Consider the following 12571-nt stretch of genomic DNA (forward strand, 5'->3'; position numbering starts at 1 on the left):
CGGCCCGCCGCAAGCTGCGATCCGACGCCCGGGAGGACGTCACGCCAGGCAGCGCGGCCGCTCGGCGGTGAGGTTGCGGCGTACGGTCAGCTCGTCGTCGCGCAGGGTGACGACCGCGCGCACCGGTCCGGCGAGCGTGCGTACGTCCTTGGTCGCCGCCCGCAGCACCCACGGCGCCTTCGAGTCGACGGCGATCGCCCGGCCGTCCATGCGGAGCTCGACGTGGTCGATCGCACCCCGACCGTCGACGTCGGCCCGCACGACGCTGCCGAGCAGGCGGCAGGAGACCGCCATGCTCACGCTGCGGCCCTTGCGGCGCAGCGCGTCGAGGCGGATCTCCTCGACCGTGGTGCGGCGGGTCTTGGCCAGGGTCGCCACGACGTGGTCGGCGGCGGCGACCATGCCGGCGGCCGACGGGTGCAGGGGGGCGCCGTCGAAGTAGGTGGCCACGGCGCGGATCCACTGGTCGCGCGGCGCGGCGCAGGCGGTGTGGTCGGCGATGCCCGGGATCGTGCGGTGGTCGACGAAGTCGACGCCGGTGTCGGCCGCCACCTGCTCGATGGTCTCGGAGAGGCGGTTGATCTGGGCCTGCAGGTAGTCGGCCTCGCCCGAGGAGAGTCCGAGGATCTTCTGCGGGCAACCGCCCGGCGGCAGGTAGGTGCCGTAGCCGTGCATGAGGATCTGGGCCCGCGGTGCGCGGGCACGGGTGTCGGCGATCGCCTGCACGAGGTCGCCCTCGAGCTCCACGAACTCCTCGGCCAACGGGTCGGTGCCGGCGGCGGGCAGGCAGTTGCTGGTCAGGCAGCCGAGCGCGAGGCCGACCAACCCGATGTCGTTGCCGCCGAGCATGCCGAAACTCACCAGGGTGGTGTCGCGGGTGAGGGCGTCGAGCTGCGGCGGGTTGGAGCCCTGCGCCTCGTAGAGGTCGGCGACGACGGCACCGCTGCAGCTGGCGTCGACGAAGGAGTTCACGTCGAGCGTCTGGGCAACCAGCGTCGGGAAGTTGCCCTTGCTACGCAGGCAGGCGCCGGAGTCGAGGCGCATCGGGTTGACCAGCGGCCCGGCGACGAACGAGTCGCCGAAGGCGACCATCCGTTCGCCGCCCGGGCGGTCCCACACAGGAGTGAGGGCCTTGGCGCTGGCGGTGCTGGACGTGGCGACGCTGGACGTGACGACGCTGGACGTGACGGAGGCGGCGGTCGGACCGGCCGTGGCCGGTGGGGCGAGGAGTGAGGCGCTGAGGAGGCCGGCAGTGAGGGCCGTGGCGAGTTTCCCGAGAGGTGTCATGCGGCGACCGTAGTAGGTCATATGACCTACGTCACTGTCCGATTGCGACAATCTCGGCGCCGGTCGCCGGCCACCCGAACGCTCCTCAGCGACGGGCGCAGCGCGGTCGCGTCACCCGGAGGCCACGGGTGACCTTCAGCTCCGCGTCGCGCAGCACCACGCGTACGCGCAGGGCACCGCGGTGCCGCTTGACCTTCGCCGCCTTGACCGTCAGGACGTAGGGCGCCCGGACGTCGCGCGCCAACCACCGCCCGCCGACCCACAGCGACGCCCTGGTCACCGCGCCCTGGCCGCCACGCACCCGGACGCGGAGCCGGCGCCCCTCCCGCAGGCACGACGAGGACGCCCGCACCGTGGCCGCCTTCTGCTTGAGCGCCGCCCGGCGCTCCGCCCTCGTGGGCGGCTGCGGCGGACCCTCGGGCCGCACCTCACCCAGACGCTGGGTGAGGTAGTCGGCCGTGGCGCGCATGCCTGCCGTGGAGGGGTGCATCAGGATGCCGTCGCCGTAGGTCTCCAACCCGCGGATCCACTGCTCCTCCGGAGCCGCGCAGACCGTGTGCTCCACAGCGCCGGGGATGTCGCGCTGGTCGACGAACGCCACTCCCCGCTCGCCGGCGATGCGCTCGAGCAGGTCGGAGAGCCGGTCGATCTGGCTCTGCAGGTAGTCGGCGCGGTCGCCGGGCAACGGCAGCACGTCGGGGCAGCCCCCCGGCGGCAGGTAGGTGCCGTAACCGACCACGAGCACCTCGGCCTGCGGGGCGCGACGCCGCGTCTCGTCCAGGGCGGCCACCAGGCGGCCCTCGACGGCCGCGAAGGCCTCGGCGAGCGGGTCGTCGCCCGGAGCCGGCACGCAGTCACCGACCACGCAGGCGCCCGCCAGCTGCACCAGGCCGATGTCGTTGCCGCCCATGGTGCCGAAGGTGACCAGGGTGGTGTCCCGGCTGAGCGCGTCGAGCTGCGGGGCATTCGTGTAGTCGCCCTGGGGCTGCGGCTCGGTGAAGTGAACGGTCGTGGCGCCGCCGCAGCTGGCGTCGACGAACGAGCGCGCCTCGAGGCCCTGGGCGACGAGCGTGGGGAAGTTCTTCTCGCTGCGCATGCAGCCCACGTCGGTGCGCACCGGCTGGATCCCCGGGCCGGAGACGAAGGAGTCGCCGAAGGCGACGACTCGCTCACCGCCGGGGCCGTGGTCCCAGACCGGCACGTGCTCGGGGTCCGAAGCGGCAGCGGGGACCGAGGCCGGAGCGACCCCGGAGCCGGTGAGTGCCTGGGTGGGAAGTGCCTGGGCAGGGGCGGCCAGCAGGGCACCCACGAGCGGCACGATCGCCGCGGCGGAGAGGAGGGAGGTCGTACGGCGCATGCGCGCATCCAACCACACAGTGACCTGGGTCACACCGCAGCAGGAGCAACCCCGTCGGCAGTGACCTCCCACGACCGGTCGCCGTCGCTCACCACGATCCTCAACCCCTCCGCACCCGGCAGCGCGAAGAAGGCCGAGGGACCGTACGTCTTCAGTCGCAGGCCGCCGCCGCGGGCGACGGGCTCGCGCAGGGCCCCACGGAAGGAACGACCCTCCACCTCGATCTGCACCTTCAGGTCGCCGCTGCGGGCGGCCTCCCGCAGCGCCGCACTGGCCTGGGGGGCGTCGTCACTGTCGTAGTGGCGGAAGCGCAGGTCGACGAAGATGCCGTCGTTGGGCGGCACGTAGGTGGAGCGGTCGTTGAACTGCACCAGCGTGGAGGTGACGACCTGCAGCACGTAGTCGTTGCCGAGGAGCCGCACCCGGCCCCGGGCCAGGGGCTCGCGGAAGCTCTGGAGTCGAGGATGGGCCTCGCTCTGACCCGCGCGCATCACCTTGGGCCACCCGTCGGGCTCGGGCACCTGGACGTCGCGACTGCCCTCCTCGCCGTCTGCGCCGACGAGCCGTCGCGAGTTGAGGCCCGCCTCGGAGTCGTAGGGCATGATCGTGCCCGGGCTCATCCGCACCTGGCTCGCCCCGGCGCTGGAGGGCACGAAGGAGACCAGCACCCACTCGGGCGCGCGCGTGCCGAGGCCTCGGAAGGGGCCACAGATGCCGTGCGGGGCGATCTCGTCCTGCTCGTCGGCCAGCAACCAGCAGCGGGAGTCGTCGGGCACGGTGAGCACCTGGTTCCAGCTCTTCCACGTGGTCGTCCACAGCGCCGTGGCCTCGGAGAGGGTGGCCTCGACGTCGACGACCTCGTCGCCCAGGTAGGTCAACCCCGACGCCTCGGCGCGCTCCGACTCCTCCGAGCCGCATCCCGCCAGCCCGCCGAAGGCCGCGAGGAGTGCGGCTGCGCCTGCCACGGCCGTACGCACCCGCACACCGACCACCTGCCTCTCGAGGTCGAGAGTAGTGCTCCCCGAGCCCCGGCGTCGCGGGATCGGACGTGGTGACCGGAGTCACGTCCGCAAAAGTGGAATCCGAGATTCGTATTTGACTAGGTTCGTCCCCGTGCAGCTGACCCGTTTCACCGACCTCGGCCTGCGGATCCTTATGCACCTGGCCACCCCGGCCGGCGCCTCCGGCGCGACCACGACCGCCGTCGCCGACCAGGTGGCGGCCAGCCCCACCCACGCGGCGAAGGTCGTGACCCGACTGCAGAACCTCGGCCTGGTCGAGACCCGCCGTGGCCGCGCCGGTGGCCTCACCATCACCGCCGCCGGGCGCACCACCTCGGTCGGCTGGATCGCCCGCCAGCTCGAGGGGCCCGGCGAGGTCATCAACTGCGAGGGCGAGCGCCCGTGCCCCCTGGCCCGCGGCTGCCGCCTGCGCAGCCTGGTGCGCGACGCGCAGGAGGCCTTCTTCACCGTCCTGGACCCGTGGACCATCGACGACCTCGCCGTCGCGCCCACCCAGGACGTCCTGCTCCAGATCGGCGTCGGTGCGCCGCCGGAGCCCACGACCGCCCGGTCCGCCGGACCGAGCTGAACCCACCCGCACCCTCTCGGAGGAACCATGCTGTCGCCCACCTCAGCCGCTGTCATCCAGGCCACCCTGCCCGTCGTCGGGGGCGCCATCGGCGACATCACGCCGCTCTTCTACCGCAGCATGTTCACCGCCCACCCCGAGCTGATCCGCGACCTCTTCAACCGCGGCAACCAGGCCGCCGGTGAGCAGCCCAAGGCCCTGGCCGGCTCCATCGCCAGGTACGCCAGCCTCCTGGTCACCCCGGACGCCCCCAAGCCCCTCGACATGCTGCGCCGCATCGGCCACAAGCACGCCTCCCTGGGCATCCGCGAGGACCAGTACCAGATCGTGCACGACCACCTCTTCGGCGCGATCGTCGAGGTGCTCGGTGACGCCGTCACCCCCGAGGTCGCGGCCGCCTGGGACGAGGTCTACTGGCTGATGGCAGGAGACCTCATCACCCTCGAGAAGGAGCTCTACGCCGCCGCCGGCGTCACGGCCGAGACGGTCTGGCGTGACGTCGTCGTCACCGAGCGCCGCCAGGAGTCCCCCGACACCGTCTCGTACGTCCTCGCGGCTGCCGACGGCAGCGCCCTGCCGCCGTCGAGGCCGGGCCAGTACGTCTCGGTGGCCGTCCGCCTGCCCGACGGCGCCCGGCAGATCCGCCAGTACAGCCTGATCGGTGGTCAGGACACCGGCGTGTGGTCCTTCAGCGTCAAGGCGATCCCCGGCGGCCTGGCCGAGGACGGCACCGAGATCCCCGAGGGCGAGGTCTCCAACTTCCTGCACCGCAGCGTCTTCGAGGGTGACACCCTCAGCGTCTCGCCGCCCTTCGGCGACCTCGTGCTCGACGACTCCGACGACCCGCTCGTCCTGGTCTCCGCGGGCATCGGCACCACCCCGATCCTCGGGATGCTGCACCACCTCAGCCACTCCGGCAGCGACCGCCCGGTCACCGTCGTGCACGCCGACCGCTCCCTGGCTCGCCACGCCCACCGCCAGCAGCTCAAGGCGCTCGTCGACACCTTGCCTGCCGCCACCCTGCACCGCTGGTACGAGGACCTCGGCGAGCGCAGCGACGCCGACCTCAGGCCGGGACGCGTCGACCTCGGCGCCGTCGAGATCGCCGCGGGAGCACGGGCGTACCTCTGCGGCCCGCTGCCCTTCATGGAGTCGGTGCACAGCGCCCTGGTCGGGCGCGGCCTGACCGAGGACCGCATCCACTACGAGGTCTTCGGGCCCGACACCTGGATCGCCTCCTGACCCGAGCCGCCGGCAGCCTCTGCGTCCGCGCAGCGCCCCGTCGCCACCGTGTCCAGCACGTGAGGTGGCGGGGCGGGTGTGGTCACGGGGACTACGCTGCCGTGCACCGATCCACCACCGACCAGGGAGAACCATGCGTGCACTCGGTGCGCTCGCCGTCGCCGCCAGCCTCGTGATCACCGCCGCCTGCAGCGGCAGCGACGACGAGGCTCCGGACGCGGGCCCGGCCCCCGACGCCCTGGCGGAGGCGGTCGCGTCGCTGACCGACGCCAACGTGGGACGTCTCACCTTCCAGGTCGGGGACGACAACGACGCGCTCATCCGCACCACCGGCGCCTACGTCCTCGACGCGCGGCAGACGGAGTGGCAGATGACGCTGTCGAACGGTGAGCGCAGCGTCGTCACCGAGCAGCGACGCCTCGGCGACCGGGCCTGGCTGCGCAGCGCCCGCAACGGCGAGGCGCCGACGAGCTGCTGGCAGGCGTTCGGGGCCCGACGGGCTTCGGAGCGGACCAGCACCCAGTTCGAGCCGCCGGCCGACGCGTCGCCGGACCACCCCCTCCTGCCGCACGTGGCGGTGGCCACCACCGCCGAGGGCGAGAAGTGGGTCTCGCCGGGCAGCGTGGTCGAGGGCACCGCCGACCTCTACTCGGTGGCGGCGACCCTGGGCGAGGTCGTCGGAGAGCTCGACCTCAACCCGGCCACGCTGACGGGACGGGCTGCAGTCTCCTTCCTGCTCGACGACGGCGAGGTGCTCGCGTGGAACACCGACGTGGTCGCGGTGCTGGAGTCACTGGCCGAGGCCGGCGTGGAGCTCACCGACGACATGCAGGAGCTCGTCGAGACCGGCGCGGAGATCCGGATGGCCACCGGGTTCAGCGACCTCGCGGGCGACGTCGAGGTCGAGGCCCCGGGCCCGCGCGACATCTGCAAGGACAAGTGATGCGCGGCGGCGCGGGAGTCCGGGGCGCCGTCGGGGTGCTGGCCGGCGCCGTGCTGCTGCTGACCCCCGCCTGCTCCGACGACACCGGCGACGCTCCCCGTCCCGCCGAGGAGAGTGGCCCCACGGCCGAGGCCACCGGCACCGGCCACTCCGACGCAGCGCTCGTCGACGCGCTGCCCTCCGCCCCCGCGGAGCGTCACGGGTTGGCCGTCTTCGAGTCGTGCATCGACTTCGACGCCCCCGGCAACTGCCTGGGCCAGGAAGAGGGCACCGTGGTGCTCAACCTGAGCGACGGGAAGAACCAGGGCCTGCTCCTCACCGTGGCCCGCGAGCACACCGAGGAGAGCTTCGAGGAGCGAGGGGCCTCCTGCCCCGACGGCGCGATCGACGACCCGGCGCAGGAGCTCGAGTCGGGCGAGGAGATCCCCGGTCGCCAGGGCACCGGCGAGCGCACCCCCTGGGAGCACGGCGGTTGGTCGGGCTGGGTCTGCCGGGCCGACTACACGCAGAGCGACTCCGCCGGCGGTCCCGCCGACTCCTACTCCCTGACCCTGCTCCTGGCGACCGATGGACACCACCAGCTCAGCGTCCGCACCGCGGCCGAGGTGGATGTCGAGCTGTGGGCACGGGAGTACGTGGATCGCCTCGACTGAGGTCGCGTCTCGGTTAGCATCGAGCGACGGAGCCGTGCAGACGGCTGGGTGTCGAGGCGGAGGAGAGTCACGTGGCGACCACACCCCCCGTCCTGGCCGTGCGATGGACGCTGCTCGCCCTGGTCATCGGGCTCGCCGGCTACTTCGGCTGGCACACCCTGCAGGAGGATCCTGCCGACGACGCAGCCGCCGCGGAACGCGTGATCTTCCCGCAGCCCGCCTACACGCCCAAGGGGGCCGAGGCGCTCACCGCCGGTCCCTCGGCGGAGCCGTCCGCCACACCGGAGGCACCCGCCGGCCCGTCGGACGAGGTCTCGCCGACACCCGACGCAGACGGGTCGGACCCCTCGGCGACCTCCGGCGCGATGGACACCGACTCAACGGTGCCCGAGCACCTGCGCGGCGACAACCCGCTGCGTCTCGACGGCGTGATCGGCTCCTACTCGACGGCACCCGGCCCCGTACGCACCCTGGTGCGGCTCACCGACCGCAACGGCTACCTGCGGGGCACCGACGCCGACTTCCGGGTCAAGCACGCCGTCATCACCTGCGAGCGCGTGGCGCACCAGGGGTGGACCTGGGAGCAGCAGGTCAGCGGTGACGTCGCCAACGGCATCGCCGAGGCGACCGTCCAGGAGTTCGCCGACCTGCTGGCAAGCGACTTCTGCCCATCCCTGGGCCTCTGAGGACCGGACCGGGAGCAGACCCCCGGGCCAGGCTCACCAGGTCAGCTCGACCTCGATCTCGTTGTCGTCGCCGAGCTCGACCTCGACCTTGAGCTCGACCTCGTCGGGCACGGCCACGGTGAACCGCTTGCCGTCGCGCTGGAACTCCACCGAGTTGTGCCGCGACAGGCTGTCGGCCAGGGCGCGGAGCCGGTCGGCCGCCGCCTCCCGGGTGAGGCGCTGCTTGTCGTCGATCTCGAACAGGTCCATGGGATCTCCTCCGCAGATGTGGGTCTGCCGCACACCGTAGCGACCGGGGCGGCCGTGGTCGGCGGTGCCCACCCCAGGTGGCTGACAGCGTCAGGGGGCGCCGCCGGTCGGCGACACCCCCTGACGGTGGAGCTCAGGCGCTGGTCAGCGCCCGGTCATCTGGGCCTCCCGCAGAGCCTCACGGATCACGGCGGGCAGCCGGTCCGCCGGGGCGCCCCGGAACCCTTCCGGAGCAGACGGCTCCGGAGCCGGCACCGGGTCGCACTGCTTGTCGCTGCGGTTGGCACCGCGCTTGCGAGTGGGCAGCACGCCGGTGTCGAGGTAGGCGGCGATGGTGTCGTCCACGCACGCGATGCCCGACAGCGAGCCCGAGTGCGTGGTGCCGCCGACGCCCTCGACCAGGAAGGACGACGGGAACTCACGACGGGTCGCGAGGGCGCCCGAGTAGGGCGTGGCGGCGTCCTTGGTCTCCGAGATCAGCAGGATCGGAGCCTTCACCCGCTTGCCCTTCACGTCGATGGCCTTGCGCGAGGCAGCCGGCCAGTCGATGCAGGGGCGGTTGTACCAGGTGTTGTTCCAGGTCAGGAACGGGTGCTTCTTGTGCAACCGCACCGCGTCGGCACGAGTCTTCTTCCAGTCCGGCCACTGCGCGTCGGTGCACTGCACGCCGAGGTAGACCGCGAAGCCGTTGTCGTCGCCCGGACCGCCGTACCAGTCCAGGATCGGCGCACCGTCGCCGTCCTTGACCAGGGCGGCGTAGGCCTCACCGATCTCCACCCAGTAGTTGACGTAGTAGCCGGCCGTCAGCATGGCGTCGTTGAGCTCGTTGGGCCCGAGCTTGCCCTCGGCCTTCGGCTTGCGGTCGAGCTTGCGCAGCTGGCGGTAGTAGCCCTTCCTGATCGCGCGCCAGTCGGAGCCCAGGCCGAAGTGCGCGTCGCGCTTGGCGAGGTAGCGCCAGTAGACGTTCATGTTCTTGTCGAACTGGACGTTCTGCCCCAGGTTCGACTCGTAGAACGCCTTGTCGGCGTCGAGCACGCCGTCCCAGATGAAGCGACCGACCTTCTTCGGGAAGAGCGTCGCGTAGACCTGGCCGAGGTAGGTGCCGTAGGAGAAGCCCAGGTAGTTGAGCTTCTCCTCCCCGACCGCGCGACGCAGGGCGTCGAGGTCCTTGGCGACGTCGACCGTCTTCATGTGGGGCAGCAGGCGCTTCGCCTCCGAGCGGCCGCACGCACGGGCGTACCGGCGGGTGGTGCGCTTCCACCACCGCTCGTCGGCCTTGCGCTTCGGCACGTAGTTGGGCCGGTCGTAGCCGGCGCCACGGTAGTTGGGGTTGCAGCTCAGGGCGGGCTCGGAGCTGCCGACGCCGCGCGGATCGAAGCCGTACCAGTCGTACTTGTGGCCGACGCCGTCGGGGATCGCGCCGGCGAGCAGCGGGTAGATGAGGCCGGAGCCGCCCGGGCCACCGGGGTTGACGGCCAGCATGCCCTTGCGGTCAGGGTCGGTCGCCACCTTGCGGCTGACGGCCATCTTGATCTTGCGGCCCTGCGGCTTCGACCAGTCGAGCGGCACGACCAGCATGCCGCACTCGGCGTCGATCTCCGCCAGCCGCGGGTTGTCGCACGGACCCCACTCCGGCGCCGGCGGGGTGTAGCCGGGGGCGGGTCCACTGCGTCGGTCGGACGCTGCGGGTGAGGTGGGTGAGGTGGGTTCTGCCTGGCTCATGGCGACCGGCGTGAGCAGTGCTGCCGCCGCCACGAACGAAGCCACCCGGATGAGTGGATTTCTCACGTGTCTTCCTCCCGAGAAGAACTGGGGACGTCCCAGCCACTCCGAACCTTGCGTCATGGAGGGGGGGTCCGTCCAGACCCTCAGGCACAGAAATTCCTCCGGCCAGCAAGCCCCTCAGGCGCAGGACGTACGCCCCTCGAGGGCTTCGAGGATCTCGCTCACCGCTGCCTCGGCGGTGCGACCGACGCCGACCAGCGTGGCCGAGGCAGGTCCGGTCCAGTCGCCGTAACCCACGAGGTGGAGCCGCGGCTCGAGCACGCTGCGGGTGCCGTCGGTGTCGACCGTGCCCTCGGCGTTGCGCACCCGCAACGGGCGCAGGTGGTCGAGGGCGGGCCGGAAGCCGGTGCACCAGATGACGGCGTCGGCCGGGGCACGGCGGCCGTCGGCCCAGACCACGTGACCGGGCTCGAAGTGGTCGAACATCGGCTCGGCGACGAGCACTCCGCGCTCACGCGCCGCCCGCACGCTCGGCACCATCACGATGTCGCCGAGGGCACTGACCCCGGTCGGCACCACGTCGGCTCCCTGGGCCAGGGCCTTGGCGCGTCGGGTGGCGACGTCGAAGAGGGCCCGTCCGTCGACGTGGTCGGGCATGAACCGGGGAGGTTCGCGGGTGACCCAGGTGGTCTCCGCGACGGTCGACACCTCCGCGAGGACCTGGGCCGCGGTGTTGCCACCGCCCACCACGACCACGCGCCGGCCCGCGAACTCCGCCGCGTTGCGGTAGGAGACGGAGTGGATCTGCAGGCCGCCGAACTCGGCGGCCCCGGGGCGGATCGGCCAGAAGGGACGGCTCCAGGTGCCGGTGGCCGAGACCACGGCGTCCGCCCGCAGCACGACGTCGGCCGCGCCCACCAGCAGGCGCCCGTCTGCCTCGTCGCGGGTCACGCCGGTGACCCGCACCGGACGGCGCACCTCGAAGGCGTAGCGCTCCTCGTAGGCCGCCAGGTAACGACGCACGTGCTCGGCGGTCGGGAAGCCGTCCTTGCTGACCGGCATCGGCCACCCCGGCAACGAGGAGTGGTCGGAGGGCGAGAAGAGTCGCAGGCTCTCCCACACGTGCGACCAGGCGCCGCCGGCAGCCCGCGCGTCGTCGAGGATCACGAAGTCCTCCAACGCCCGCATCCCGGCGCGACGCAGGTGGTAGCCGGTCGCCAGCGCGGCCTGCCCACCCCCGATCACGACGACCGGGACGTCGAGCACCTCGGCGTCACCGGGGTCGACGGGGGGTGGGGCGACACGCGACGCGCGCCTTCCGCCGGAGGCGTGCTGCTGCACTCCGGCCCGTCTCTTCCCCATCCCCCCATCATGGCCCGTGGACGGTGTCGGCGGGTGGGGAACGACGAGGATCACACCGCCGTACGACGAGCGGTCAGTTCGTGACGGTGGGTCTGCATGAAGTCGCCGCGACGCGGGCAAGGGACAGCCATGACCGAGAACGCTGAGCACACCTCCGACAACCAGACCCCCGACCAGGACCAGGCGCGCGCGGAAGCGCTCCAGCGCGTCGTCGAGCGCGTCAACGCCTGGCAGGAGACCGCTACCGACGGCACCATCGCCGACGAGCTCGACCGCGGGCTGCAAGAGGCGGGGCTGACGCTCACCGACGACCAGCGCGAGCGGCTGGTGGCCCAGATCTCCGACGGCGCCGACGTCGACGTGAGCGACTACAACGAGACCGGGGGCGGCCCGGCCTGACGGGCCCCCACCGTCAGGTGACGCGCCAGCCCGTCGCGGCAGCCCTGCATCATCCGGTGGTGGTTCCAGTGCAGCACCGGGCGGAGGGGCCGCGAGGCGGCGCCGAGCCAACCGGTGGCGACGACCTCCTGGTGGAAGTCCAGCAGCGTCCCCTCCGCCGTGCCGCGCGGCCCCGGGTCGGGCACCAGGTCGAACCGCACCCAGCCCTCCAGGTGGCCCTCGACCGTCACCTCGAGCCGCGGTGCCTCCCGGGTGACCGCGGTCAGCACGAGGTCGAGCGTGTAGGGCAGCCGCGAGCGGCAGAGCACCCGGGCGCTGTCGCCGCCCAGGGCCGCGACCGCCACCACCTCGGGCCACCAGGACGGGTAGCCGGCGAGGTCGGAGAGCGTACGGGCGACCTGGTCCGGGGGCGCGGCGACGTGCCACGCCTCGTGGAAGCGGTGCACGACGGCCATGCGCTTCAGCCTAGGTCGCGCCCGCCTACGTGACTGGCGCTGAATCCTGCCGTCATCGGAGGATTGCGGTCACCTGGTGACTGCAATCCTCCGATGACGCTAGGTCAGGACTCGGCGCTGGCGCGGATGCCCTCGAGCGTCTGCCGCATCCCGGCGCGCAGCTGCGCGGTGAAGGCGTCCTGGCCGCCCATGAAGCCGTCGGTCAGCTCGACCGAGGTTTGCGACAACCCCTCGGGCACCTCGCGGCGCTGGCTGAGGCGGGTGCCCCCGGTCTCGGTGGGCTCGAGGTGGAACGACCACACGACCCAGTTCTCCTCGATCCGGAAGGCGATCTCCTGCTCCGGCACGAGGCGTACGACCTCGCCGGTCGTCTTCCAGACCAGCTCGCCGTGGCTGTTGCGGCTGGTGAACTGCACCCCGACCGCCGGCGCGGTGGCGTCGCCCCGCCACCTGGTCGAGTCGACCTGCGGGCTCCAGTCGCCCATGCGGGTCAGGTCACTGACCAGCGCCCACACGGCGGCCGGCGGGGCGTCGATCTCGACGCTGTCCTCGATGAGCGGCTCGTAGGTCTGGCTCATGGTTCCCTTCCGTGGCGACCCGGGCGGTCGCGACGCGCCCACAGT

General features: G+C 72.4%; 15 protein-coding genes. 6 read left to right on the top strand and 9 right to left on the bottom strand.

Translation table 11 applies throughout. From position 1 onward, the window contains the following. Window positions 1-39: 39 nt before the first annotated feature. The 3 genes from IEQ44_RS05750 to IEQ44_RS05760 form a co-directional block, all read right to left on the bottom strand. Window positions 40-1287, bottom strand: a complete 1248-nt coding sequence (locus IEQ44_RS05750) for an SGNH/GDSL hydrolase family protein (RefSeq protein ID WP_193637477.1) — start codon at window positions 1285-1287, stop codon at window positions 40-42. An 85-nt stretch (window positions 1288-1372) separates the two neighbouring features. Then, complete coding sequence (locus tag IEQ44_RS05755; protein WP_193637478.1) at window positions 1373-2644, bottom strand: SGNH/GDSL hydrolase family protein; 1272 nt, start codon at window positions 2642-2644, stop codon at window positions 1373-1375. A gap of 29 nt (window positions 2645-2673) precedes the next feature. Next, window positions 2674-3627: a hypothetical protein gene (locus tag IEQ44_RS05760; RefSeq protein WP_193637479.1), complete on the bottom strand. Its 954-nt coding sequence runs from the start codon at window positions 3625-3627 to the stop codon at window positions 2674-2676. Window positions 3628-3757: 130 nt separating this feature from the next. On the opposite strand from IEQ44_RS05760, the gene IEQ44_RS05765 reads away from it, so the two are divergent. Continuing rightward, the gene (locus IEQ44_RS05765; protein WP_193637480.1) at window positions 3758-4234 is read left to right on the top strand and encodes an RrF2 family transcriptional regulator; all 477 of its coding nucleotides are present in this window, start codon (window positions 3758-3760) and stop codon (window positions 4232-4234) included. A 27-nt stretch (window positions 4235-4261) separates the two neighbouring features. Continuing rightward, window positions 4262-5476, top strand: a complete 1215-nt coding sequence (locus tag IEQ44_RS05770) for a globin domain-containing protein (RefSeq protein ID WP_193637481.1) — start codon at window positions 4262-4264, stop codon at window positions 5474-5476. On the opposite strand, the gene IEQ44_RS17605 is transcribed toward IEQ44_RS05770, so the two are convergent. Then, window positions 5437-5562: a hypothetical protein gene (locus IEQ44_RS17605; RefSeq protein WP_264674437.1), complete on the bottom strand. Its 126-nt coding sequence runs from the start codon at window positions 5560-5562 to the stop codon at window positions 5437-5439. The two genes, IEQ44_RS05770 and IEQ44_RS17605, sit on opposite strands and share 40 nt — an antisense overlap. A 47-nt stretch (window positions 5563-5609) precedes the next feature. Here IEQ44_RS17605 and IEQ44_RS05775 point away from each other — a divergent pair, with 47 nt between their 5' ends. The 3 genes from IEQ44_RS05775 to IEQ44_RS05785 all read left to right on the top strand — a co-directional run bounded on the left by IEQ44_RS05775 (window position 5610) and on the right by IEQ44_RS05785 (window position 7758). Further along, entirely contained in the window at window positions 5610-6419 is an 810-nt protein-coding gene (locus IEQ44_RS05775; protein WP_193637482.1) for a hypothetical protein, read from the top strand. After that, the gene (locus tag IEQ44_RS05780; protein WP_193637483.1) at window positions 6419-7072 is read left to right on the top strand and encodes a hypothetical protein; all 654 of its coding nucleotides are present in this window, start codon (window positions 6419-6421) and stop codon (window positions 7070-7072) included. The genes IEQ44_RS05775 and IEQ44_RS05780 overlap by 1 nt, the downstream gene beginning before the upstream one ends. 71 nt (window positions 7073-7143) lie before the next feature. Then, entirely contained in the window at window positions 7144-7758 is a 615-nt protein-coding gene (locus IEQ44_RS05785; protein ID WP_193637484.1) for a hypothetical protein, read from the top strand. A gap of 33 nt (window positions 7759-7791) precedes the next feature. Here IEQ44_RS05785 and IEQ44_RS05790 read toward each other — a convergent pair whose 3' ends face one another. From IEQ44_RS05790 to IEQ44_RS05800, 3 genes are all read right to left on the bottom strand, one after another. After that, entirely contained in the window at window positions 7792-8079 is a 288-nt protein-coding gene (locus IEQ44_RS05790; protein WP_319804517.1) for an amphi-Trp domain-containing protein, read from the bottom strand. 72 nt (window positions 8080-8151) lie between these two features. Beyond that, window positions 8152-9774 carry an alpha/beta hydrolase gene (locus tag IEQ44_RS05795; RefSeq protein WP_193637485.1) on the bottom strand — a complete coding sequence of 541 codons (1623 nt, stop codon included), beginning with the start codon at window positions 9772-9774 and terminating at the stop codon, window positions 8152-8154. A 135-nt stretch (window positions 9775-9909) separates the two neighbouring features. Beyond that, window positions 9910-11094, bottom strand: a complete 1185-nt coding sequence (locus tag IEQ44_RS05800) for an ArsO family NAD(P)H-dependent flavin-containing monooxygenase (protein WP_193637486.1) — start codon at window positions 11092-11094, stop codon at window positions 9910-9912. A gap of 129 nt (window positions 11095-11223) precedes the next feature. Here IEQ44_RS05800 and IEQ44_RS05805 point away from each other — a divergent pair, with 129 nt between their 5' ends. Then, on the top strand, window positions 11224-11493 hold the full coding sequence (locus tag IEQ44_RS05805; RefSeq protein ID WP_193637487.1) for a hypothetical protein: 270 nt from the start codon (window positions 11224-11226) through the stop codon (window positions 11491-11493). Here the strand turns inward: IEQ44_RS05805 and IEQ44_RS05810 are convergent. Together IEQ44_RS05810 and IEQ44_RS05815 are read right to left on the bottom strand one after the other, a co-directional pair. Then, a complete protein-coding gene (locus IEQ44_RS05810) occupies window positions 11463-11948 on the bottom strand; it encodes an SRPBCC family protein (protein ID WP_193637488.1) in 486 nt (161 codons plus the stop codon). The genes IEQ44_RS05805 and IEQ44_RS05810 overlap by 31 nt on opposite strands. 104 nt (window positions 11949-12052) lie before the next feature. Beyond that, window positions 12053-12526: an SRPBCC family protein gene (locus IEQ44_RS05815; RefSeq protein WP_193637489.1), complete on the bottom strand. Its 474-nt coding sequence runs from the start codon at window positions 12524-12526 to the stop codon at window positions 12053-12055. Window positions 12527-12571: the final 45 nt, after the last annotated feature.

This window comes from Nocardioides malaquae, assembly GCF_015070385.1.
Taxonomy (GTDB): domain Bacteria; phylum Actinomycetota; class Actinomycetes; order Propionibacteriales; family Nocardioidaceae; genus Nocardioides; species Nocardioides malaquae.